At 59.3% G+C, this 21,850-nt stretch carries 22 protein-coding genes and 2 pseudogenes; 16 read left to right on the plus strand and 8 right to left on the minus strand.

The features are described from left to right. Positions 1–46: 46 nt before the first annotated feature. On the plus strand, positions 47–1,045 hold the full coding sequence (zipA, locus tag JZM24_RS12480; protein ID WP_215669847.1) for a cell division protein ZipA: 999 nt from the start codon (positions 47–49) through the stop codon (positions 1,043–1,045). Between the two features lie 74 nt (positions 1,046–1,119). Here zipA and JZM24_RS12485 read toward each other — a convergent pair whose 3' ends face one another. Continuing rightward, a complete protein-coding gene (locus JZM24_RS12485; RefSeq protein WP_215669848.1) occupies positions 1,120–1,458 on the minus strand; it encodes a hypothetical protein in 339 nt (112 codons plus the stop codon). On the opposite strand from JZM24_RS12485, the gene ligA reads away from it, so the two are divergent. Continuing rightward, on the plus strand, positions 1,457–3,481 hold the full coding sequence (gene ligA, locus JZM24_RS12490; RefSeq protein WP_215669849.1) for an NAD-dependent DNA ligase LigA: 2,025 nt from the start codon (positions 1,457–1,459) through the stop codon (positions 3,479–3,481). The genes JZM24_RS12485 and ligA overlap by 2 nt on opposite strands. 22 nt (positions 3,482–3,503) lie before the next feature. Further along, positions 3,504–3,725, plus strand: a complete 222-nt coding sequence (locus JZM24_RS12495) for a DUF3820 family protein (RefSeq protein ID WP_215669850.1) — start codon at positions 3,504–3,506, stop codon at positions 3,723–3,725. Positions 3,726–3,886: 161 nt separating this feature from the next. Here the strand turns inward: JZM24_RS12495 and JZM24_RS12500 are convergent, their stop codons facing one another. Genes JZM24_RS12500 through JZM24_RS12515 form a run of 5 tightly spaced genes read right to left on the minus strand, consistent with a single transcriptional unit; the run spans position 3,887 to position 8,724 of the window. Then, entirely contained in the window at positions 3,887–4,810 is a 924-nt protein-coding gene (locus JZM24_RS12500; protein WP_215669851.1) for an ABC transporter permease, read from the minus strand. Between the two features lie 19 nt (positions 4,811–4,829). Then, complete coding sequence (locus JZM24_RS12505) at positions 4,830–5,933, minus strand: putative B6 ABC transporter permease subunit 2 (protein WP_215669852.1); 1,104 nt, start codon at positions 5,931–5,933, stop codon at positions 4,830–4,832. Beyond that, a complete protein-coding gene (locus JZM24_RS12510; RefSeq protein WP_376775550.1) occupies positions 5,930–7,414 on the minus strand; it encodes an ATP-binding cassette domain-containing protein in 1,485 nt (494 codons plus the stop codon). The genes JZM24_RS12505 and JZM24_RS12510 overlap by 4 nt, the downstream gene beginning before the upstream one ends. Next, positions 7,368–7,646, minus strand: a complete 279-nt coding sequence (locus tag JZM24_RS18715; RefSeq protein WP_246579951.1) for an ATP-binding cassette domain-containing protein — start codon at positions 7,644–7,646, stop codon at positions 7,368–7,370. The genes JZM24_RS12510 and JZM24_RS18715 overlap by 47 nt, the downstream gene beginning before the upstream one ends. A gap of 52 nt (positions 7,647–7,698) precedes the next feature. Further along, entirely contained in the window at positions 7,699–8,724 is a 1,026-nt protein-coding gene (locus JZM24_RS12515) for a putative B6 ABC transporter substrate-binding protein (protein ID WP_215669854.1), read from the minus strand. Positions 8,725–8,806: 82 nt separating this feature from the next. Here JZM24_RS12515 and JZM24_RS12520 point away from each other — a divergent pair, with 82 nt between their 5' ends. The 11 genes and pseudogenes from JZM24_RS12520 (at position 8,807) to JZM24_RS12570 (ending at position 18,357) form a co-directional block, all read left to right on the plus strand. Then, positions 8,807–9,265 carry a hypothetical protein gene (locus tag JZM24_RS12520; protein WP_215669855.1) on the plus strand — a complete coding sequence of 153 codons (459 nt, stop codon included), beginning with the start codon at positions 8,807–8,809 and terminating at the stop codon, positions 9,263–9,265. Positions 9,266–9,870: 605 nt separating this feature from the next. Further along, entirely contained in the window at positions 9,871–10,317 is a 447-nt protein-coding gene (locus tag JZM24_RS12525) for a MarR family winged helix-turn-helix transcriptional regulator (protein ID WP_215669856.1), read from the plus strand. A gap of 15 nt (positions 10,318–10,332) precedes the next feature. Continuing rightward, the gene (locus JZM24_RS12530; RefSeq protein WP_215669857.1) at positions 10,333–11,781 is read left to right on the plus strand and encodes an efflux transporter outer membrane subunit; all 1,449 of its coding nucleotides are present in this window, start codon (positions 10,333–10,335) and stop codon (positions 11,779–11,781) included. 117 nt (positions 11,782–11,898) lie between these two features. Beyond that, positions 11,899–13,038, plus strand: coding sequence for an HlyD family secretion protein (locus JZM24_RS12535; protein ID WP_246580048.1), 1,140 nt, complete (start codon positions 11,899–11,901; stop codon positions 13,036–13,038). A 12-nt stretch (positions 13,039–13,050) separates the two neighbouring features. Next, positions 13,051–14,317 (plus strand): annotated as a pseudogene (locus JZM24_RS12540) (DHA2 family efflux MFS transporter permease subunit); the annotation flags it as partial. A 93-nt stretch (positions 14,318–14,410) separates the two neighbouring features. Next, positions 14,411–15,466: pseudogene (locus JZM24_RS12545) on the plus strand (IS3 family transposase); the annotation flags it as partial. Positions 15,467–15,794: 328 nt separating this feature from the next. Continuing rightward, the gene (locus JZM24_RS12550) at positions 15,795–16,466 is read left to right on the plus strand and encodes a DedA family protein (RefSeq protein WP_215669859.1); all 672 of its coding nucleotides are present in this window, start codon (positions 15,795–15,797) and stop codon (positions 16,464–16,466) included. After that, positions 16,466–16,852 (plus strand): EnvZ/OmpR regulon moderator MzrA, encoded by a 387-nt coding sequence (mzrA, locus tag JZM24_RS12555; protein WP_215669860.1) that lies wholly within the window; start codon positions 16,466–16,468, stop codon positions 16,850–16,852. Before JZM24_RS12550 ends, mzrA begins: the two co-directional genes overlap by 1 nt. A 433-nt stretch (positions 16,853–17,285) precedes the next feature. Continuing rightward, on the plus strand, positions 17,286–17,591 hold the full coding sequence (locus JZM24_RS12560; protein WP_215669861.1) for an ElaB/YgaM/YqjD family protein: 306 nt from the start codon (positions 17,286–17,288) through the stop codon (positions 17,589–17,591). Between the two features lie 2 nt (positions 17,592–17,593). Beyond that, positions 17,594–18,073, plus strand: coding sequence for a phage holin family protein (locus JZM24_RS12565; RefSeq protein WP_215669862.1), 480 nt, complete (start codon positions 17,594–17,596; stop codon positions 18,071–18,073). After that, positions 18,070–18,357, plus strand: a complete 288-nt coding sequence (locus JZM24_RS12570) for a YqjK-like family protein (RefSeq protein ID WP_215669863.1) — start codon at positions 18,070–18,072, stop codon at positions 18,355–18,357. The genes JZM24_RS12565 and JZM24_RS12570 overlap by 4 nt, the downstream gene beginning before the upstream one ends. A gap of 235 nt (positions 18,358–18,592) precedes the next feature. Here JZM24_RS12570 and JZM24_RS12575 read toward each other — a convergent pair whose 3' ends face one another. Further along, positions 18,593–19,285 (minus strand): type 1 glutamine amidotransferase domain-containing protein, encoded by a 693-nt coding sequence (locus JZM24_RS12575; RefSeq protein WP_215669864.1) that lies wholly within the window; start codon positions 19,283–19,285, stop codon positions 18,593–18,595. 102 nt (positions 19,286–19,387) lie between these two features. Continuing rightward, positions 19,388–19,993, minus strand: a complete 606-nt coding sequence (locus JZM24_RS12580; RefSeq protein ID WP_215669865.1) for a TetR/AcrR family transcriptional regulator — start codon at positions 19,991–19,993, stop codon at positions 19,388–19,390. Positions 19,994–20,279: 286 nt separating this feature from the next. Here JZM24_RS12580 and JZM24_RS12585 point away from each other — a divergent pair, with 286 nt between their 5' ends. After that, positions 20,280–20,717 (plus strand): DoxX family protein, encoded by a 438-nt coding sequence (locus JZM24_RS12585; protein ID WP_215669866.1) that lies wholly within the window; start codon positions 20,280–20,282, stop codon positions 20,715–20,717. Positions 20,718–20,839: 122 nt separating this feature from the next. Further along, a complete protein-coding gene (locus JZM24_RS12590; protein ID WP_215669867.1) occupies positions 20,840–21,850 on the plus strand; it encodes a glutathione S-transferase family protein in 1,011 nt (336 codons plus the stop codon).

The raw sequence follows: 21,850 nt of genomic DNA on the forward strand, positions 1-21,850 counted from the left end.
TTGCCGCTATGGCAATGTGCAATGAATTAGAACAGCTGAGATGGCAATGATGCAGGATTTGCGTCTGATATTAATCGTCGTGTGTGCGATCGCGATTATAGCGTTACTGTTACATGGTCTTTGGACCAGTCGTAAAGAGCGCTCTGCGGTTTTTCGTGACCGCCCGGTCAAACGACTGAAACAACAACGTCAGGATCAGTACGAACCGCCGCTATATGAGCGGGATGAGGGCGTGGGGGAAGTCCGCGTCACGCGCGTGCGCCACCACCACGACGCAGACATCGGCCGTATCGATGACGACGCGCCATTCTCCCGCCCCGCCACTCGCGCAAGCGAAGGCGAGCGGGATGAGGCCGATGCTGCGGTCGATCCCCTTTTCGATGAGGGTGTCGGCCAGCCAGCCGCCTACCGCGAGCCGCCGCAAATCCGCACTGCCGAGCCTGCCATGCCCGCGCGTGAGCAAGTGGCTCCCGGCGATGCGTCGCGCGATGAAGCTGAACCGCTGTTGCCTGCCGCCAGCCGTGCTGCTGCGCCCCAAAACGATTATCGGTCTGCGACGCCTGCCGCCGACGGCGGGGCTTCCGCCCCGGCACAAGAGGGTTCGGCACAGGTGCAGGAAAAAGAAACGGTGCTGGTGCTGCATGTCGCCGCCCATAACGGGACGGTGCTAGGCGGCGAAGAGTTGCTGCAAAGCGTGCTGCAGGCCGGTTTTCAGTTCGGCGAAATGAATATTTTCCATCGTCACCTCAACCCCGCCGGCAGCGGGCCGGTGCTGTTTAGTCTGGCCAATATGGTCAAGCCCGGCTCGTTCAATCCTGACGATATGGCTGATTTCACCACGCCGGGTATTTCTATGTTCATGATGGTGCCCTCTTACGGCGATGCCCATCAGAACTTTAAGCTCATGCTGCAGTCCGCCCAGCGTATCGCCGATGATTGCGGCGGCGTGGTGCTTGACGATGAGCGGCGAATGATGACCCCGCAGAAACTGGATGGCTACAAAGCGCGCATTCGCCAGGTGCTGGATGCCAATGCCGGTGCCTGACTCGCGCGAGTAAAACCCCCGGCGGCGGTTAATCGGCACCTATTAGCGTCTGACCGTACCCGCCGCGATTAAACTTACCCAGCCAACGACGGTTTTTCAATGTGAGCGGTAGCGGTAAATTGACCCGACCGACGGCGGTTTTTTTCGCTGTGGCCGGTGGCGGTTAACCTCTCCTGCCAGCGACGGTTTTCACTCTCGCCAGTAGCGGTAAATTGACCCGGCCGCTGGCGATTTGTTTCGCTGTGGCCGGTGGCGGCCAACTTACCCAGCTTACGAGAGTTTACCGGATCCCACCGGCGGCGGTTATACTTATCTTGCCGGTCAACGCTAACCTGAACCGACCGGTTGCTGCTAAAATAGCGTTTATCCTCAGCCCCCTCTTGCGGGGGTTTTTGCTGCTGATGGTGCATCATGGAACAGATTGAACAACATATCCTGCGGCTGCGTAAGCAACTGCGACACTGGGAATACCTCTATTACGTGGAAGCCGCCCCTGACGTCCCCGACAGTGAATATGACCGGGTGATGGAGGAACTGTGCACGCTGGAGACCGAACGGCCAGACCTGCTCACCGCCGATTCCCCCAGTCAGCGCGTCGGCGGACAAGCGCAAAGCAGTTTTGGCCAGGTGCGCCATGAAGTGCCGATGCTGTCGCTGGATAACGTTTTTGAAGAGCCGGGTTTTCTGGCGTTTGACAAGAGTGGGCGCGACAGGCTTAAGCGCGACGACGACATGACCTATTGTTGCGAGCTGAAGCTGGACGGTCTGGCGGTCAGCCTGCAGTATGAAAACGGTGAGTTGGTACGGGCCGCCACCCGCGGCGACGGCGCTACCGGTGAGGATATCACCGCCAACGTGCGCACCATCCGCACCATTCCGCTGCGTTTGCAAGACAATGGCAACCTGCCGCGCCTGCTGGAGATACGCGGCGAAGTGTTTATGTCGGAGGCGGGCTTTCTGCGGCTCAATGAGACGGCCAAACGGGAAGGGGGCAAGGTATTCGCTAATCCGCGCAATGCCGCGGCCGGCTCTTTGCGCCAGTTGGATCCCGCGATTACCGCCAGGCGGCCGCTGACGTTTTATTGCTATGGCGTCGGCCTGCTGGAAGACGGTGAATTGCCCGAGAGTCATTGGGAGCGGTTACAGCAGTTAAAAGCCTGGGGGGTACCGGTCAGTGACCGTGTTCGCCGCTGCACCGGTAGCGCGGCGGTGCTGGATTTCTATCGGCAGGTGCACGAGGCGCGGTCATCGCTCGGGTTCGATATTGACGGCGTGGTGATTAAAGTGGACTCGCTGGCGCTACAGCAACGTCTGGGCTTTGTCGCCCGCGCGCCGCGCTGGGCTATCGCCTATAAATTTCCGGCTCAGGAGCGGTTGACCCGGGTACGCGACGTAGAGTTTCAGGTGGGACGGACCGGCGCAATCACGCCGGTCGCGCGTCTTGAGCCGGTACTGGTGTCCGGCGCCATGGTCAGTAACGCCACCCTGCACAACGCCGACGAGGTGGATCGGCTGGGGTTGATGATTGGCGATACGGTCATTGTCCGTCGCGCCGGTGATGTCATCCCGCAGATCGTCGGGGTCGTCACGTCCGAACGTCCGGCGGATGCGCGGCCGGTAGCGTTTCCGCCACAATGCCCGGTTTGCGGCTCCGACGTCGAACGGGTGGAAGGCGAGGCGGTGTTGCGCTGCACTGCGGGGTTAGTTTGCGCCGCACAGCGTAAGGAAGCGCTGAAGCATTTCGTTTCCCGCCGGGCGATGGACATCGACGGTATGGGCGATAAGATCATCGATCAGCTGGTGGAACGTGAGCTGGTGAAAACCCCGGCCGATCTGTTCCGGCTGAATAAAGAAAGTCTGTCACGATTGGATCGGATGGGGACGAAATCGGCGCAAAATTTGCTGGAGGCGCTGGAAAAAGCCCGGCAGACTACCTTCGCGCGCTTTTTGTACGCGCTTGGGATCCGCGAGGTGGGCGAAGCCACGGCCGCCAATCTGGCTGCCGCCTACGGCACGCTCGACGCGCTGATTCCCGCCGATATCGATTCGCTTACCGGTGTGCAGGATATTGGCAACATTGTCGCGACCCATGTGCGCCACTTTTTTGAGGAAACGCATAATCGTGAAGTGATCCAGGAGCTGTTGAGCCCGACCATCGGTATTGGTTGGCCTGAGCCCGTGGCGGCGGCCAGTGCGGCGAGCGATAATCCCTTCGCCGGGAAAACTATTGTCCTGACCGGATCGCTCAGCACACTGTCGCGGGATGAAGCCAAAGATCGGCTGGTCGCGCTCGGCGCTCGGGTCAGCGGCAGCGTTTCCGCTAAAACCGACCTGCTTATCGCCGGGGAAGCGGCGGGATCCAAACTGTCTAAGGCACAGCAGTTGAATATTCCAGTGATAGATGAGGCGGAGATGATGCGTCTGCTGGATGACTAACCCGGCGCATAAGGGAGCAAAAATGGAAAAAGAGGATCTGGTGGCCATTGCCAATACCGCGATGCCGTTTGGCAAATATCAGGGGCGGATGCTTATTGATCTGCCCGAACCTTACCTGCTCTGGTTTGCCCGTAAAGGCGAGTTCCCGGAAGGGCGGCTGGGCCAGCTCATGAGCCTCGCGCTGGCGATAAAGATAGAAGGGCTGAAAGGCCTCATTACGCCGCTGAAGGCGCGTTGCCATTAACGTGCACGCCGGGCGCTGATGCGCCGCGCCGCGTCCATGGTTTTGTGCTGCTCTGTGTCTGCTGTGAACGCTTAACCATCGAGCGGCGCGGCACTGCGTCTATGCTCCCGATCCGATGTGCGGCGCCAATAATTCTCCCGCGCTGATGCTGGAGGGTGCCGTTATCGCGCGCCCCGCGGCCACAGGGCGCCCAGCGTGGCTGGCAGAGCAGCCCGGCGCCCGAAAAGAATGAGCACCAGCATCACGGTGGTGAAGGGCAGCATCTGGATCACATCGGTCGGCAAGTTTATCCCCAGCACCTGCAGCGCGGTGGTCAGCGACAGGCACGCGCCGAACAAAAACGCCCCCGCCAAAACCCACAGCGGTCGCCCGCGCGCCAGCATCGCCAGCACAATGGCGATAAAACCATTGCCCTGCGTCATAAACGGCACAAAAATCCCGGCGCCGACCTGCGCCATATAAGCGCCGCCCAATCCCGCCAACGCACCGGTAGCCAGCACCGCCAGCGTGCGTGTCCCTTGCACGCTCACACCGGCCGCATCCAGCGCGGCGGGTCGATCGCCGGCCGCCTGCAGCGCCAGACCCGCATTGCTGGCGCGATAAAGCCAGGCCAGCAGCGGGACGCAGGCGACGGCCAAATACACCACCAGCGGCTGCACGAACAGGGCTCTGCCCACCACCGGCAGTTCAGCAAGCCAGGGCAGGCTGATGCTGTCGATGCTGCCCAGGCGGGGATAAATCTGGCTAAAGGCCATCTGCAGCAGCGCGGTGGCGCCTTCAGCGCCCAGGGTCAGGGCGATACCGATGACTATCTGATTGAGCCGCAGCCACAGTGCCACAATGAGCGCCGCCACCAGCATTCCGCCAGCGGCCCCGGCCCATAAGCCCAGCGCCATGGAATCGTGGCGCCAGGCCATCAGGAAGCCCAACCAGGCACCGGCCAGCATCATCCCTTCCAGCCCGATATTCAGCACGCCGGCTTTTTCGGACAGTTGTTCGCCCAGGCCCGCCAACAGCAGCGGTATGCCGGCGACGATGGCCACCATGAGGAGGGAGGTGATGAAACCGCTGGTTAACCATTCCATTGTGTCTCCATTGCCGGCGCTAAGCCACCGTCGTCGTGTTGCTAACAGTCCGCTGACGCAGAGCTTGCCGTAGTCGGGCAACGGCCAGACGGGTCAAGCCCGGCACAATTAATAGCAGCGCGACGGTCAGCAAGGTGAAATGGTTGGGGACGCCTATCCGCCGCGCCGCGCTTTCGCTGCCGATGGAGAGCACCGAAAACACGAAAACGAGGGCGAGACTGCCAAACCCGTTGAACTGCGCCAGAAACACCAACGGCACAATAACCAAACTGTAGGCCGGGTTCCAATCGGCGCGAACATTGCCTTGTATAGCGATGATCTCAACCGCGCCCGCCAACCCCGCCAATGCGGCGGAAAGGGCAAATACCGCAAGCGTCAGGGCGCCGACCGGCAGCCCTGCATGCCGTGCCGCGCGCGGATTGGCACCCAGCACCCGCATACGCAAGCCCAACGCCGTATGGTTTATCATTCCATGTACCAGCAACACCGCCAGCAGACCGAGCAACAGCCCGCTGGAAACCTGACCGCCGAACAGCATCGGCAATCGTTGCTCCCAAGGCAGATTACGAGTTTGCGGCACGGTGGTCGCCGGATCGGCCAATAGCAGCTTGACCAACACATTGGCCAGCGATACGCCAAGAAAAGACATCATCAGGCTGGTAATGATTTCGTTGATATTACGCCAGATCTTCAATATCGCCGGCAGCAGGCCCCACAGCATTCCGCCGATCGCCCCGGCCAGCAGCGCCAGAGCCAACTTGATCCACAGGGGAACGCCGCGGGATAACAGCGCTGGCGCGATGGCAGAGGCCATTACCGCACCCGGCATAAACTGCCCGTCGCCGCCGAGGTTCCACAAACCGGCGCTGAACGCTACCATCAGGCTGGCGGCGATCAGCAGTAGCGGACCCATGCGCGTCAGCGATGCTTGCCAACCGGCGGGCGCCAATAGCCCCTTACGCACGATAAAGCCATAGTAGGCCAGGGGGTCGACACCCGAAAGCCACAGCAGCAGGCCGGCAATAAAAAGCGCCAGCCCGATAGCCAGCAGAGTGAATCCCGTTTCCAGGCACAGGCGTCTGACCCTCGCGCCGACGTTACGGCACCTAGACCGGCCTGTCATGGCGTTTCTCCGCTTATCAGTGCGCCGATGCGCCGGCGGGCGTGAGCATCGTTGACCACCATGCCCGCTATTTGCCCTCGACGCAGTACCGCCACGCGATGAGACAATGCCAACAGTTCGTCAAGGTCGGTGGAAATAAGCACCACCGCCACGCCCTGCGCCGCGGACTGGCGAATGCGTTCGCGAATGGCCAGGCTGTTGTGCAGATCGAGGCTATAGGTGGGCTTGGCAAAAATCACCGCGCGGGCGCGGTGATTAAGTTCGCGTGCCAGCAGGATTTTCTGGACATTCCCCCCTGACAAGGTACCGACAGGGGTCTGCGCCTCGGGAGGGCGGATATCGAACGCGCGAATACGCCGGCGGGCAAAGGCGTCGATGCGCACCGGGCGGCGTATCCCGCCGCGCCAGAAGGGCGGAGCGCCAATTTGCTTGAGCAACAGATTTTCCGCTACCGTCAGTGTGGCAACGGTACCTTCGCCAAGCCGGTCGTCGGTGACGTAGCTCAACCCGCGCCGGCGTCGCTCGCGCAAGCTGTAATTTTGCAATGCCTGTCCGGCCAGCCAGATGCACCCGGCGCTCAGCCTGCGCTGTCCTGCCTGCGCTTCATCCAGCTGCGTTTGACCGTTGCCGTCGATACCGGCGATGCCCAAGATTTCGCCGCCGGCGACGCTAAAATCAATATCGCGCAACGCAACGCGCGCATCCGCCACCGATAGCCGTTGCGCCACCAACAACGGAGTTGAACCGAACCGTCCTGGCGATGGACGGTCATTATCAGGGCTCCGAGCTGGTGCCCCTGGCGCTGACGATGAACCGTCATTATCAGGGCTCCGAGCTGGTGCCCCCGGGCCGGACGGTGGACGGTCATTATCAGCGTTCCACTCTGGCGATGCCGGCGTGGACGGTGAACCATCCTTATCAGGGCTCGGCGCTGACGTTCCCTGCGCGGACGGTGGCGTGCCGATGTCTGAAAGGGTTGTCGCCTGCGCGGCACGCGATTCCCCTTCGCCGGCACGGTGAAACATCCAGTCCAATACATCCCGTCTGGCCGCGGCCGGAGAAAGCGCCCGCAGGCGAGCCGGGGGGATTTCGCCCACCTTGCGGCCGAGGCGTAACACGCTGATGCGGTCGCCCCAGGCTAACGCTTCGTTCAGCTTATGGGTGATAAACACCACCGCCAGCCCCTGCGCGACCAGACGACGCATCAACAGGCCAAGCCGTTCAGCGTCGTGTGGCGTAAGCAGTGCGGTCGGCTCGTCGAGGAGTAGCACCCGACTGCCGCGCAGCAACGCACGCAGGATTTCCGCCTGCTGCCGTTCTCCCAACGATAACGCACTGACCTCAACGGTTGCGTCCACCGTCACGCCGAGTCTTGCGCCCAGGCGCGCGACCTCCGCCGCATAATGCCGCCGGGCGGGGCGGCGCCACCAGGGGTCACCCAACGCCAGATTCTCCGCCAGCGTTAAGGTCGGCACCAGCATCGGGTGCTGAAACACCGTGCCGATGCCCAGCGCCAGCGCCTGGCGCGGCGAGCCGATACGCTGCGCCAGCCACCTCGATGTGACCACGGTCAGGCTGCAGCACGCCGGACAGCAGCGCCACCAGCGTCGATTTGCCGGCGCCGTTTTCCCCCAGCAGCACATGCACTTCGCCGGCCCACAGCGCAAGATGGATAGCCGCGTTAGCGACGATGCCGGGAAACGTCTTGGTCACGGCGTGTAGCCGCACCAGAGGCGTACCGGCGGGAAGAGCAACCTACACGGCGCTATTTTCCGGCCAGCAGCGCGTGCAGCGTGCTGGCGTCATAATCCGCCGGCACGTGGATTTCACCGCTGATAATGCGATCGCGCACCGCCTGGACCTGCGCCCAGACGTCATTAGGAATATGGGGTGTTTTTAATAAACTAATGGCGCCGTTGGCCAGTGACGTCTGGTAGTTGTGGCTGCCAAAGTGATTATTTTTAAGGTCTCTGATCATAGCGGTATACACCGGGGTCAGATTCCACAGCACCGAACTCAGCAGATGTCCTTTGTCGATAGGGGATTTATCGCCGATGACATCGATAAACCAGACTTTGCCGCCATCCTGGGCGAGGGTGGTTTCCACCGCTTGCAGCATGCCGAAGCTCGAACCGTTACCCTCGCCGAAAATAACGTCGGCGCCGGCGGCGATCACCGAGGCGGTGACGCGTTTGCCGCCCGCCGCATCGCTGTAGGCGGCGGGGCCGATGACCGCGTAGCGGATCTGAATCGAAGGTCGCGCCGCCCGGGCGCCGAGCACGAAGGCCGCGGCCTGCGCGTTCCAGGCCGGCGGTTCGCCTGACACCACGATCCCGAGCGTACCGCTGCGCGACATTTTGGCCGCCAGGGTACCCGCTAGCCAAGCGCCTTCCTGGCCGCTGACGGTATAATCGGCGACGCGGCCGGCCTTCAACGACGACGGGCTGTCGGTAATCGCTACCGGTATGCCGGTCTGGGCGCCGATTTCCGGCGCCGCCTGGTTATAGCCGCTGGCGTGGGCAATAAACAGCTGCGCGCCGTCGTCGGCGAGATCCCGCAGGGTGGGGCGCACATCGCCATAGCCGAGATTGTCGGCCACCAGCACCCTGACGCTTTCGCTTTTCCCCGCTGCGCGCGCAGCCGTGATCCCCTGCTGGTTCCAGCCGTAATCGGTGCCTGGCTCCGGTGTCAAAATGGCAATGGTATTGATTTCGGCGGCGTAACACGCCTGACACAGCAGCGACGCCAGCGCCAGGGCGCTTACGCCGGTTCTCCAACCGGTAAACTTCATTGTTCGTCCTCAAAAGGCGTATGATAATGCCCTAATAAACTGCATTGCCGGCGCCAATCGTCATTACATGACGGAGATGTCGATGAACGCGCGGGGATTACTGCTGTCCGGTTTGTTGTTAACCCACATCGCCAGCGCGGGCGTTACGGTAAAATACCACCGCGGCACCGCCGGGCTGAAGGCTTTTTCTGTAACCGTTAACAATCAGGGCCTCCTTACTCTGGCGTGCCAGGCGACCACCGCCCATTGGTATTCGGTGGAATTAGGTACTCTTGCACCCGACGCTACATTGTCCACCCGCTTGTGGAAAAATCCAGCCACCGGCGAAGTTTTTATTCTCAACCAACATCAGGACCGCTTGCCGCTACAGCGCGTATGGTGCGGCATTGCGGGCGACGCCTGGCGCACACGCGCCGACGTCGCGCTACCCACACGGCGCGGCCCGGGTGTGGCGTCTATCCTGTTGCGGTGCGTTGCCGGCGTCGACAAGATAGATTGTCGCGCCGCCGATGCCCCGCATACCCGCGATCCTCACCCCTGATTGCGTAGTCAACATTAAAGTATCGGCGCACGGCAAACCTATGGCCGGCGGCTCTGGATCACGGCGAAACCCTACGCGGGGGATTGACGCTGAATGTCAATGAACCAACTACTGGCCGTATTTTTACTTAAACTGCGGGTGTATTCAGACGAATCATGCTGAAGGGGATACCAAGGGAAATCCATTTCCTTTGTAGCCTTTGTAATGGCGCCAGCGTTAACGCACCTTTCCCTTTCCTTTTTGTGCTCACCTTCGACGGGAGAGATTATCGCCTCCGGCGTGCTTTCCGACGCTCAACACGGCGCCTGTACAGACGTGGTGATGTCAGGCTGTAGCCGCACCGGTTGCCGTTAAACCCTCATGCGGCGCGCCGATAGCCAATAATCGCTCATGGGATGTGCGGGTCACCGACAATCCTTTAGCCGATCTCGCCGGACATCGACACTTTTTTTAGGAATAAATAGGCGCCGCCAAAGTCCAAATGAGGGAGGTTATGCATAGTTTTGTGTATTTTCGTAAATATCTCGTTACAAAACTCACTATTGTATCGTTTAGTTAATAAGGCTATAGTCGCCCGCGGAATAGCTGCCTAGGCATAGATAAAGATGAAACACTTCGCGCCGGAACAGTTGGAAGCCGTTTTCCAATTGGGCCGCAACATACACCGGCTCAATAGCGACAAAGATAGGCTATTGGAAACCTGGTTGTTGCCCCACGACATTACCGCGGCGCAGTGCAAAGTCATGCTGCTGATGTGCCATGAAGGCATTGCAACGTCGGCAGATCTGTGCCGCCGGATGAATCTGGACAGCGGCGCCACCTCGCGCATGCTGGATCGTCTGGAAAATAAAAATATGCTTGCGCGCGTGCGCTGCACCGACGATCGCCGTCAGATGCGGCTTTCTTTGACCGATACCGGGCGCGCTTTTTGTCGGCAATTGCCGTCGATTATTACCCACACCCTAAACGATCTTATGGCGCCGCTTACCCCCGCCGAGATGAAAGAATTTACCCGTCTGCTCAACAAGCTGGTGGGTCCTGCCGGTTTTTAAGGAGTTACTAACACTATGCCGTTGCGCATTCGTTTATTACCGCTGTTAAGCGCGATGATGCTGGCGGGCTGCGCCTTGCCTTACGGTTTACATACCGAAGTCCGGGCGCTTGACGCCAATACCCTCGCTGGACACGATACCCTCTCGTCTGCCCGGCTATCCAGCGCCAGCTGGCCGGCGGCCGATAGGTGGAACAGTTTGGGGGACCGTAATCTCGATGCCCTGATCCGCCGGGCGCTGAAGGACAGCCCCGATCTGCGGGTCGCCGACGCCCGCGCGCGTCAGGCCAGCGCATCGGTGATGGCGGCGGAGGCTGACCGCATGCCGACGCTGGACGCCAGCGCCGGCATCACGAGCGCCCGCAACGCCCGCGTAGATGACTATAACGGCCAAGGTAAACAATATGGTACCGTCAGAACTTTGTCCGCCAATTTCAACTACACCTTCGATTTATGGGGCGGCCAGCGGGCAGCCTGGGAAGCGGCGATTGGCCGCGCCAACGCCAGCGAAGTGGACCGGCAGGCGGCCCGGCTGACGCTGGCGGCCAATGTGGCGCGCGCCTATAACGATTATGGCGAAGCCCAGGCGATGTACGATCTGGCACAGCAGGATCTGAAACGAACCCACACCATGCTGGGTTTGGCGCAGCGCCGGTTTACCGCCGGTCTTGACAGCAAGTTTCAATATCAACAGACCGAAAGTCTGGAAGCGGCGGCGCAGGCGACGCTGACCGCCGCGCGCCAAGACGTGACCGCCGCCGGCATCCGTCTGGCGGTGCTGCTGGGACAGGGCCACGACGCCGCCCGCGCGTTACCCCGGCCGCAACTGATAGCGCAGACCGCGGTAAGCCTGCCTTCGACGTTGCCGGCGGAACTGCTCGGCCGCCGCCCGGACTTGATCGCCGCCCGCTGGCGGGTTGAAGCCGCCACCAAGGATATCAAGGTCAGCCGCACCGCATTTTATCCCAACCTGAATCTCACTGCCGCGGCCGGCACCAAATCGATTCTGGGCGACGCGTTTTTCGGCGCCCCCAGCCGCTATTTCTCTATCGGCCCGGAGCTGTCACTGCCTACCTTTGACGGCGGCCGCCTGCGTGCGGACCTGGCGAGCAGCAATGCCGATTACGATCTGGCGGTGGCGCAATATAACCAGTCGCTGGTCAGCGATATCGGCGATGCCATAACCCGCCTGTCGTCGCTGGAGATCCAGGTGCAGCAGCAAACGCGCGCGCGGGATATTGCTCGTGAGTCCTGGGATAACGCCATGCAGCGCTACAGCGCCGGCATCGGTAACTATCTCGATGCGCTGAGCGTGGAACAACAGCTGATCCAGGCCGAACGCGATCTGGCCAGTATCAACGCCCAGCGCACCGATACGGCCATTGTGCTCATGCAGGCCCTGGGCGGCGGTTTCCAGACGCCCGCGTCTCTCCCGGCCGCGCCTGTCGTGGCGCAGAATAATTAAAACAGACTGAGAACTCATTTTATGGCTGAATCGCAATCTACACCGCAACAAAATGCGGCTAACACCAGGCCCGATAACGCTGGCGCTGCGCCGGCGCGCAACAAAGGCAAACGCAAAATGATGCTGCTGTTGCTGCTGGCGGTCGTTGTCGTCTGTCTTATCGCTTTTGGCTTGTATTACTGGCTACATGGCCGGTTTTACGAAAGCACCTATGATGCTTATGTCACCGGCAACCTGGTGCAAATTACCCCGCAGGTGGCGGGCACCGTAACCACCATTGCCGACGATGATGGCGACTACGTGAAACAGTGGCAGCTGCTGGTACGTCTTGATCCCAGCGATACCATCGTGGCGCAGGAGAGCGCCGAAGCCAATCTGGCCCGGGTGGTGCGGCAAGTACGCGGGATGTACAGCAACGTGGACAATTACAAAGCGATGGTCGCCTCGCGTAAGGTGGAACTTCAAGGCGCCCGTGCCGATTATCAGCGGCGCGCCAATCTGGCGCGCGACGGTGCCATCTCGCAAGAGGAATTGTCCCATGCGCGCGATGCTCTGACCTCGGCGGAGACCTCGTTGACGTCGGCGCAGCAACAGTTGAATACCACCTTCGCGCTGGTGGACGATACCACCATCGCATCGCACCCGGATGTCAAAGACGCCGCGGCCACGCTGCGCAGCGCCTATCTCAACCATGTCCGCAGTACCTTGGTGGCGCCGGTCAGCGGCTTTGTCGCCAAACGCTCGGTACAGGTGGGCAGCCGGGTTCAACCGGGTGCCGCCTTGATGGCCGTGGTGCCGCTGGACGATGTCTGGATCGACGCTAACTTCAAAGAAACGCAATTGCTGTCGATGCGCATTGGTCAGCCGGTGGAAATTAATGCCGATCTGTACGGCGACGACATCACCTATCGCGGCAAAGTGGAAAGTCTGGGCGTCGGTACCGGCAGCGCCTTATCGCTGCTGCCGGCGCAAAACGCCAGCGGTAACTGGATCAAAATCGTACAGCGCCTGCCGGTGCGTATCCGCCTGGATCCCGATAATTTGGATCGCCATCCGCTGCGGGTCGGTTTGTCCACCAATGTAACGGTCGATATGCATAACCTGGACGGACCGGTGCTGGCGCCGCAACCGCTGGACAAGCCCCGCTACAATACTGACGTCTATGAACATCAGCTACGGGAAGCGGATAGCCTGGTGGCGCGCATTATTCATCAAAATGGCGTTCAGGCACGGGATGCCGGCAAGGGTCAACAGTGATGCGGGGTTGCCATGAGTGAGCAAGGCTTTCGTCCGCCCAGCCTGGTGCTGGCCACCGTCGGCCTGTCGCTGGCGACCTTTATGCAGGTGTTGGATACCACCATTGCCAACGTCGCGTTGCCCACTATTTCCGGCAACCTGGTGGTCAGTTCCGAGCAGGGGACCTGGGTTATCACCTCGTTCGCGGTTTCCAACGCCATCGCGCTGCCGCTGACCGGCTGGATGTCGCGGCGCTTCGGGCAAACGAAGCTGTTTTTGGCCTCGGTGCTGCTATTTATCATTACCTCATTTTTGTGCGGCATCGCGCAAAATATGACGCAGCTGGTGATTTTCCGCGCGCTGCAAGGGTTCTTTGCCGGGCCGCTTTACCCCATGGCGCAGACGTTGCTGTTGTCCATTTACCCCGCCGCCAAGCGGGGGATGGCGCTTTCGCTGCTGGCGATGGTGACCGTGGTGGCGCCCATCGTCGGGCCGCCGCTGGCCGGCGGCTGGATAACCGACAACTATACCTGGCCGTGGATATTTTTTATCAATGTGCCCATCGGCGTCTTCGCGGCTATGCTGGTTTTGGCCCAGCTTAAGGACCGGCCGGAAACGACGGTAAGCCAGCCTATCGATTATGTCGGACTGTCGCTGCTGGTGCTGGGGGTGGGCTTATTACAGGTGGTGCTGGATAAGGGAAACGATCTCGATTGGTTCTAGTCGGTGTTTATTATCGTCGGCACGCTGATTTCCGTCATTTCGCTGGTGGCGTTGGTGATTTGGGAATTGACCGATAAGCACCCCATTATCGATTTGCGGCTGTTCAGGTACCGTAACTTTTCATTCGGCACGCTGGTGCTGGGCTATTCCGGTTTCTTCGGCATTAACCTGCTGTTGCCGCAATGGTTGCAGACTCAGCTTGGCTATACGCTGGGCTGGGCTGGCGGCGGCGCCTATCGGTATTTTGCCGGTGTTTCTGTCTCCGTTGGTCGGGCGTTACGCGCATAAATTCGATCTCAGGCTGCTGGCGGGGGGATCGTTTTTGGTGATAGGCATCTCCTGCTTTATGCGTTCGAGTTTCACCACCGAGGTGGATTACTATCATATCGCTATGATTCAGGGTTTTATGGGGATTGGGGTGGCGTTGTTTTTCATGCCCACCACCAGTATTCTGCTTTCCAGCCTGCCGCCGAAGGATATCGCCGAAGGTTCTGGTCTGGCGACTTTTTTGCGGGTACTGGGCGGCAGTTTCGCCTCCTCGTTGACCACCTGGATCTGGCACCGGAGCGAGCTTTTCCCTGATTTAGCCCCCTGAAACACCAGACAGTAGCTGTATCTCCAGATAAGAGATAGGCTTGAATATATGTCTAACACTAACGCCAATTTTGATATGACCGGGATCCTGTTAGGTCAAGAAGTCCGTAAACGTAAAACTCCTCAGGAAAAAATGGCCATTATTCAGCAGAGGATGGAGCCCGGCATGAATGTCTCCCATCTCGCACGACTGCACGGTATCCAGCCCAGCCTGCTGTTTAAGTGGAAAAAGCAATATCAGGAAGGCAGCCTCACCGCCGGGGAGGACGTTGTTCCTGCCTCTGAGCTTGCAGCTGCATTGAAGCAGGTCCGGGAGCTCCAGCGCCTTCTGGGTAAGAAGACGATGGAGGTTGAGATCCTAAAAGAAGCCGTGGAGTACGGCCAGTCACGAAAATGGATAGCGCACGCGCCCTTGTTGCCAAAGGCCGGGGAATAGCACAGGTCAGCCGCGCCATGAGCGTGTCGCGTGCGCCGCTGTCACTGCGGATTAAGCGTTCTGCCGACTGGCAGGACAGGCGCTGTAACCGGCGTAATGACGAAGCAGACGCTGAAATACTGTCGGACATCCTCGACATCATCAGCGATATGCCCAGCTACGGCTATCGGCGGGTGTGGGGCATCCTGCGTAAACAACGTCGCGCAGAGGGACTGACGCCGGTAAATGCGAAACGACTTTACAGGATCATGTGTGAGCATAACCTGCTGTTATTACATTGAAAACCAGAGCGGCCGAGGCGTGAGCATAAGGGCAGGATCGCGGTGGCAGAAAGCGATATGCGCTGGTGTTCAGATGGCTTCGAGTTCGGCTGCGACAACGGTGAAAAACTGCGGGTCACGTTCGCACTGGACTGCTGCGACAGAGAGGCCATAGACTGGGCTGCGAGCACTGTAGGCTACGACAGTTCGACCGTGCAGGATGTGATGCTGATGTCGGTAGAAAAGCGCTTCGGCGACAGGTTACCCGATACAGCGGTGCAGTGGTTGACGGACAACGGTTCAGCGTATACCGCGCATGAAACGCAGAGGTTCGCCAGAGAACTGGATCTGGAGCCCTGCACAACAGCGGTGAGCAGCCCGCAGAGAAATGGCCGAACGGTTCGTGAAGACGATGAAGGAAGACTATATCACTCTCCGAGAGAATACCGGCGGCAGCGGCTTCGTTAACTTAAGATACAAAAGCTGTACGGAGATGGCGGGGCAAGATCAATGGAGATGCTTTTGTTACAGTATGGATGATTTATTTACACTTTTGCCGGTTCGCCAGCCGCCCCATCGCGGCCGGTTTTGCCCTCGTTTTAAACGCAGGGACGGGTTTTGCCGGCGCGCAGAGAAGCGTTAACCCAAGGTTCACGGCTGATAAGCGGCAACGCCGAAGCGCCAACGCACATACGCCCGCTTCTTCTTTTTCGACTTGGCGGCGGGCAGCAGCATGACATGCCGTCATTGGTTGAGAATACACAATGGATATCTTTAAGGAACTGTTGCACGCCCTCTGGCAACAGGATTTTGAAACACTTTCCGACCAGAGTCTGGTTTGGACCATTTATGTGCTGGTGTTTGTCATCCTTTTTTTGGAAAACGGGCTACTGCCCGCTGCCTTTTTACCCGGCGATAGTTTACTGATCTTGATCGGTGTGCTGATTGCCAAGGGGACGCTGAATTTTCCCCTGGTGCTGTTGCTTCTCACCGTCGCCGCCAGCCTGGGCAGTTGGATAAGCTATTTACAGGGGAAATGGCTGGAAAATAATCGGGTAGTGAAAAGCTGGTTGGCCCATCTGCCGGCGCATTACCACCAGCGGGCGCACCGGATGTTCCACCGCCACGGGCTGTCTGCTTTGCTTATCGGTCGCTTTATCGCTTTTGTGCGCACGCTGCTGCCGACCATTGCCGGCTTGTCCGGTCTGGGCAGTTCACGTTTCCATTTCTTCAATTGGATTAGCGCCTTTCTGTGGGTATTTATCTTGACGCTGGTGGGGTTCATCCTCGGGAAAACCCTCGTCTTCCAGCGCTATGAAGAGGAGCTGATGCTATGTTTGATGTTGCTGCCGCTGGCGCTTCTGACGATTGGATTGGTGAGTTCGCTGGTGGTCATCTGGCGCCGCAAACGGCTTACCGGTTCGGATAAGGAATAATGAAAAAGTCAGGTTGTATCGGCTTTATAAAGCGCTTCCGCCTCGGTCTGCTGGTCGTCGCCGTGCTGGTGTCGCTGACGCTATTATTGCCGGCCCTGTGCCACAACGACAGCACGCTACAAATCACCGTTGCCCGTGAACGCGGTTCGCTACCGGACGGCTTTTTTCTTTATCAGCTCCTTGAGGATCGCGGCATCCGGGTGAAAAGCATTACCCCCGCCAAAGACAGTATGATTATTCATTTGGATACCCCGGAACAAGCACAGGCGGCGCAGCTGGTGTTGCAGCATCATCTGCCGGAAGGTTATGCGATACTCAAAAGCCTCCGCTACAGCGGCTGGCAGTGGCTTTACCGCCCGTCCACCGACGAGGAGCGTCTGGGGTGAGCACCCCACGTTATCCTGCCTCGGCATCACGCCCTGCGGCGGGGGGCCTCTGCTCTATCCCCGGTGCGGCGGCCCTGCCCGGCGACCGCGTCCCTAACCGAATTAACCCTAAGAAATTGTTACCACTTTTTTGCCCTTTGGCGGATCCGGGGCTACGCTTACCTTAAGCGCTAAACATCAGAAGCCCTTCTGGCTTTTAGCATGACGACCGGCTTATCGCACACAGTGCAGTGACCTATCAACCCGCGCTACGCCGCTGTAGGCCGCGCTTCATGCCCAGACCCTGTCGCCGGGAGGCGCTAACGGCGCTAGCAGCGTCCTCGGGCAAGACGGCGCCAGATGTAGCAGGGTTAAAAATAATTAATGATTGGTAAGGTGGGACAAGGGAGTTTTACACCAACCCCCGATGCCAAAACGTCGAAGGAGTTTAAAAATGGTCAAAGATGCCACTTCAGAACATTTACGTGCGGAATTGAAATCACTGTCGGACACCTTAGAAGAGGTACTGCGTGGTTCGGCCCAAAAGCCCAAAGCAGAGTTTGAAAAATTGCGTACCAAGGCGGAAAGCGCGCTGAAGGATACCCGCAGCCGTCTCGGCGATAGCGGCGAGCGTTTGGCGGAGCAAACCCGCGTGGTCGCGACCAAAGCAGATGACTACGTACATGAAAATCCCTGGGCGGGCATTGGCGTCGGCGCCGTGGTCGGCTTTATCCTCGGTGCACTTATCACACGGCGTTAATCATGATGATCGAACAGCAAAACCAGGGCCCCGGTAATGGCTTATTCAATATCGCCCAGCGAATCGTTACTATTGTCGTCGGTATGGTAGAGACCCGCCTGCGCCTGGCCGTCGTGGAGCTGGAGGAAGAGAAATCCAATATCATTCAGATGCTGATGATGACCGGTATCACCCTGCTGTTTGCCGCATTCGGTCTGATGAGCCTGCTGGTATTGGTGATCCTGGTCATCGATCCGCAATACCGCCTTACGGCGATCGCCACCACCACCGGCATCCTGCTATTGTTGGCGATCGTCGGTGCGGTGGTGACCTTGGCCAAAGCGCGAAAATCCTCGTTGCTCGGCTCCACGCGCGAGGAGCTGCAGGTGGATCGCAATATCCTCGAAAAGCTGCAGGATGAAATCAAGAACGAAGAAGCCGAACGCAAGCACGATGAAAAGGTAAAAAGTAAGCAGCGTGACAGGATTGCGGAGGCGAAATGAGCGAAGGCAACTCGAAACACGCCAAGAAGCTGCTGCTGTTACGTCAAATCCAGCAGCAGCGGCAGGCGCTGGGTGCGCAAAGTCGCCAGTGGCTGCTCGCGACCGCGCCCTGGGATCGACGCTGGATACGTGTGTTAAGCCTTCGCCGTTACCTGATTGCCGGCACCAGCCTACTGGCATTGTATAACGGACGCCACCCCAGCCGTCTGGTGCGCTGGGCCAAACGCGGTATCGGCATTTTAGGCGCGGTCAAAATGGTGCGCAAATCGCTCGAAAGCCGCTGACCTCGGGCGAAGAATATCGTCAAAAGCGGCCCGCGGCCGCTTTTTTTATTGTGCCGCCGCTGGCCTGCCCCGCAGCGCAGGCTGTCGATAAAGTCAGCGCGTCTCGCAAGCATGGCTAAATCCAGTCCGGCCCCTTCCACCAGGTCCGGTTTTTCGCCTGCGCGCGCCGCCGACCGGCATTGTGCGTCGTAGTGATGGGCGCCACAGGGTAACACGCATGACTAACGTCCCGGCTTCAGCCGGGTTTGCCCCCGTTAAGTTGCGCAAGCAACAAGGCCGCCGTCGAGGCGGATGACGCAGGGTTCTGGCCGGTTATCAGTAGGCCATCACTCACCACATAAGGCGCCCAGTCCTCCCCTTTACTATAAAGACCGCCCAGGGCCTTAAGCTCATTCTCCACCAGGAACGGCACGACGTGAGTCAGCCCGACGCCTTCTTCCTCGGTGTTGCTAAAACCCGTGACGTTTTTGCCTTCGACCAGCGGCCGCCCTACCGGGGTCTGGACGTGACGCAGCACGCCCGGCGCGTGGCAAACCAACCCAACTGGCTTGCCGGCGGCAAGGAAAGACGTGATAAGCGCGCGCGAGTGTGTGTCTACAGGCAGGTACCACAATGGAACGTGGCCGCCCGGATAAAACACCGTGTCGAAGTCGGCCTCTGCGACGCTGACCAGACGCACGGTGGCGGCCAACTGCGCCGTCGCCCGGGCGTCGGCCTCGAAACGGCGGGTAAGATCGGTTTGGAAAGCCGTCTCATTGCTTTTGGGATCAAGCGGCGGCTGGCCGCCTTTGGGCGAGGCCAGCACGATCTCGGCGCCGGCATCTTGAAAAACATAATAGGGTGCGGCTAATTCTTCCAACCAGAAGCCGGTTTTGCGGCCGGTATCGCCCAGCCTGTCATGCGAAGTCAGGACCATTAATACTTTCATTGTGCTTCTCCAGGGTGTAGATACGCTTATATTAGACCGGTCGTCTTGAAGCAAAAGATAAAAAAACACTTCGACGGAAGTGCGGTTATCCTTTACCCCAGGTCATGGGCAAAGATGCAACATTTGACGCGTGGTTATCATAGCCGTGGCAAAGGGCTGGGTATGACGGACGATCTTAACCATCACGCTGGCGCCCAGCCACAACTGGTAAAGGATTTGTGCAACCTCAACGGGCGAACCGTTAACGGATAACGACCCTTCCGCCCCACCGCCCTCAATGGCTCGAGCCAGACGAGCGGTGATACCTGAGGTCCCGCGCTGGAGCGCATGGCGCATGGCTTCAGACAGGTCGGCAACCTCGGCGCCCAGCTTGACCGCAAGACATTTACCCTGGCAGTGTTGAAAAGACTGGGTGTCCTGCCAATTCTGCCAATAATTCATCAGGCGCTGCGCCATGGTCAGGCCGGGAGCGCAGAGCGTGGCGTCCAGCTCCGCCAGATAATCGGCAAAATAATGCTCAAGCAGCGCCTCGCCGAAGGCCTCTTTCGAACCGAAATAATGGTAAAACGACCCCTTCGGCACGCCCGCGGCGGTCAGAATCTCGTTAAGCCCTACGGCGGAAAAGCCCTTCCCGGCCATGATACGCATGCCGTGAGCCAGAATGCTATCCCGCACAGGGTTGGTTTCGATGGTTGTCGTGCTATTCATCCAATGACAGTAGCATCAATTGGACCGGTCGTCTAGTGAGGCTTATCCACTGCTGGTTCTTGCCTGTCCCTGTTGTCGTCTCACTCTGGTCTTGAGAGCAAAAGTCTCTTATCGATGTTATTCAAATTTTCTGATAAAACCTGACAGTTTTACTCGCTATCACCGGCCATAGCCGCGCTTTACACTGCCTGCATTCGATGACCTTCCGCCGAACCATTGGCCGGAAAGCATCCTGTCCCAACCCTGTCCGGGCGTCGCGCCGGCTGAGCTGACCCAAGAGAGAACCATGAAAAAATTAGATGATACTGCCCTGCTGGTGGCACGTGTATTGATGCCTATACTGTTTATTGTGGCCGGTTATGGCAAATTGGGCGCCGGTTATGCCGGCACCCAGCAATACATGGCGACGATGGGCGTACCGGGCTTTTTATTGCCGCTGACCATTCTGCTGGAAGTCGGCGGCGGTCTGGCGGTTCTGTTCGGTTTGCTCACCCGCAGCGTAGCGCTTGTCACCGTGGTATTTACGCTGCTGACGGCGTTTATTTTCCATGCGGATTTTACTCAGGCAGGCAACCAGATCAACTTTATGAAAAACCTGACCATCGCCGGTGGCTATTTGCTGTTGGCGGTGAGCGGCCCCGGCGCTTTCAGCCTGGATTATCTGCTGAAGAAAAAAAGATCACCCCGGGCAACGGCGCCTTCCGCCGGTTCCGTGATGCGATAAGAGAGCTTGTTCGGTAAGGCGGCGCAGCGCCGGTCGAGGCAATTCATCGGCGCAACGGGCCGGCACTGAATAAGCCCTCTGTCTACGCCGTCGAACGGCATGACGTGGAAAGGAGTGAAAAGATGGGATTACTGGTAGAGGGGCAGTGGCAGGACAAGTGGTACGATACCGCCGCCAGCGGCGGACGTTTTCAACGCTCGGCGTCCCAGTTCCGCAATTGGGTCACCGCCGCCGGGAGCGCCGGGCCGGAAGGACGCGGCGGCTTTCGTGCTGAAGCCAATCGCTACCACCTTTACGTATCGCTGGCCTGCCCCTGGGCGCACCGAACCCTATTGATGCGCCAGCTGAAGGGCTTGGACCGTTTGATCCCGGTCTCGGTGGTCCATCCGCTCATGCTCGAGAACGGCTGGACCTTCAGCCGCGATTTCCCCGGCGCCACCGGCGATGCCCTGTTTGATCACGCGTTTTTGTATCAACTCTACCTGCAGGCGGACCCCGGCTACAGTGGCCGCGTTACGGTACCGGTGCTGTGGGATAAGCAACAACACACCATTGTCAGCAACGAATCGGCGGATATCCTGCGCATGTTCAACAGCGCGTTCAACAGCGCGTTCGACGGCGCGGGCGCCTTGGCCGGCGACTATTACCCCGCCAATCTGCGCCCCGTCACTGATGTGATTAACGACTGTGTGTATCCGCAGGTAAATAATGGCGTCTACCAAGCCGGCTTTGCCACCCGTCAGGAGGCCTATGATGAGGCGGTAGAGGGCGTTTTCGCGGCACTAGCACGGTTGGAGACGCTCCTCGGCCGGCATCGCCACCTGACCGGTCCCCGCCTGACCGAAGCGGATTTACGCCTGTGGACCACGCTTATCCGTTTCGATGCGGTTTATCACACCCATTTCAAATGCGATAATCAGCGCCTAAGCGACTATTTAAATCTATCAGGGTTTCTACGCGACATTTATCAGCTGCCGGGCGTGGCCGAAACGGTGGATTTTGCCCATATTCGCCACCACTACTTTCGCAGCCACCCGACCCTCAATCCCCACGGCATTATTTCCATCGGACCACAGCAGAGCCTTGACGAACCCCACGGCCGCGCGCAGCGTTTCGGCGTCGACGAGGAGTGA

It is taken from the genome of Candidatus Sodalis endolongispinus (assembly GCF_018777395.1).
GTDB classification, from domain to species: Bacteria; Pseudomonadota; Gammaproteobacteria; order Enterobacterales; family Enterobacteriaceae; genus Sodalis_B; species Sodalis_B endolongispinus.

Coding starts and splice junctions, on each gene's coding strand:
- zipA (WP_215669847.1), top strand. CDS start 47: ATGATGCAGGATTTGCGTCTGATATTAATCGTCGTGTGTGCGATCGCG.
- ligA (WP_215669849.1), top strand. CDS start 1,457: ATGGAACAGATTGAACAACATATCCTGCGGCTGCGTAAGCAACTGCGA.
- JZM24_RS12485 (WP_215669848.1), bottom strand. CDS start 1,458: ATGATGCACCATCAGCAGCAAAAACCCCCGCAAGAGGGGGCTGAGGAT.
- JZM24_RS12495 (WP_215669850.1), top strand. CDS start 3,504: ATGGAAAAAGAGGATCTGGTGGCCATTGCCAATACCGCGATGCCGTTT.
- JZM24_RS12500 (WP_215669851.1), bottom strand. CDS start 4,810: ATGGAATGGTTAACCAGCGGTTTCATCACCTCCCTCCTCATGGTGGCC.
- JZM24_RS12505 (WP_215669852.1), bottom strand. CDS start 5,933: ATGACAGGCCGGTCTAGGTGCCGTAACGTCGGCGCGAGGGTCAGACGC.
- JZM24_RS12510 (WP_376775550.1), bottom strand. CDS start 7,414: ATGCTGGTGCCGACCTTAACGCTGGCGGAGAATCTGGCGTTGGGTGAC.
- JZM24_RS12515 (WP_215669854.1), bottom strand. CDS start 8,724: ATGAAGTTTACCGGTTGGAGAACCGGCGTAAGCGCCCTGGCGCTGGCG.
- JZM24_RS12520 (WP_215669855.1), top strand. CDS start 8,807: ATGAACGCGCGGGGATTACTGCTGTCCGGTTTGTTGTTAACCCACATC.
- JZM24_RS12525 (WP_215669856.1), top strand. CDS start 9,871: ATGAAACACTTCGCGCCGGAACAGTTGGAAGCCGTTTTCCAATTGGGC.
- JZM24_RS12530 (WP_215669857.1), top strand. CDS start 10,333: ATGCCGTTGCGCATTCGTTTATTACCGCTGTTAAGCGCGATGATGCTG.
- JZM24_RS12535 (WP_246580048.1), top strand. CDS start 11,899: ATGATGCTGCTGTTGCTGCTGGCGGTCGTTGTCGTCTGTCTTATCGCT.
- JZM24_RS12550 (WP_215669859.1), top strand. CDS start 15,795: ATGGATATCTTTAAGGAACTGTTGCACGCCCTCTGGCAACAGGATTTT.
- mzrA (WP_215669860.1), top strand. CDS start 16,466: ATGAAAAAGTCAGGTTGTATCGGCTTTATAAAGCGCTTCCGCCTCGGT.
- JZM24_RS12560 (WP_215669861.1), top strand. CDS start 17,286: ATGGTCAAAGATGCCACTTCAGAACATTTACGTGCGGAATTGAAATCA.
- JZM24_RS12565 (WP_215669862.1), top strand. CDS start 17,594: ATGATGATCGAACAGCAAAACCAGGGCCCCGGTAATGGCTTATTCAAT.
- JZM24_RS12570 (WP_215669863.1), top strand. CDS start 18,070: ATGAGCGAAGGCAACTCGAAACACGCCAAGAAGCTGCTGCTGTTACGT.
- JZM24_RS12575 (WP_215669864.1), bottom strand. CDS start 19,285: ATGAAAGTATTAATGGTCCTGACTTCGCATGACAGGCTGGGCGATACC.
- JZM24_RS12580 (WP_215669865.1), bottom strand. CDS start 19,993: ATGAATAGCACGACAACCATCGAAACCAACCCTGTGCGGGATAGCATT.
- JZM24_RS12585 (WP_215669866.1), top strand. CDS start 20,280: ATGAAAAAATTAGATGATACTGCCCTGCTGGTGGCACGTGTATTGATG.
- JZM24_RS12590 (WP_215669867.1), top strand. CDS start 20,840: ATGGGATTACTGGTAGAGGGGCAGTGGCAGGACAAGTGGTACGATACC.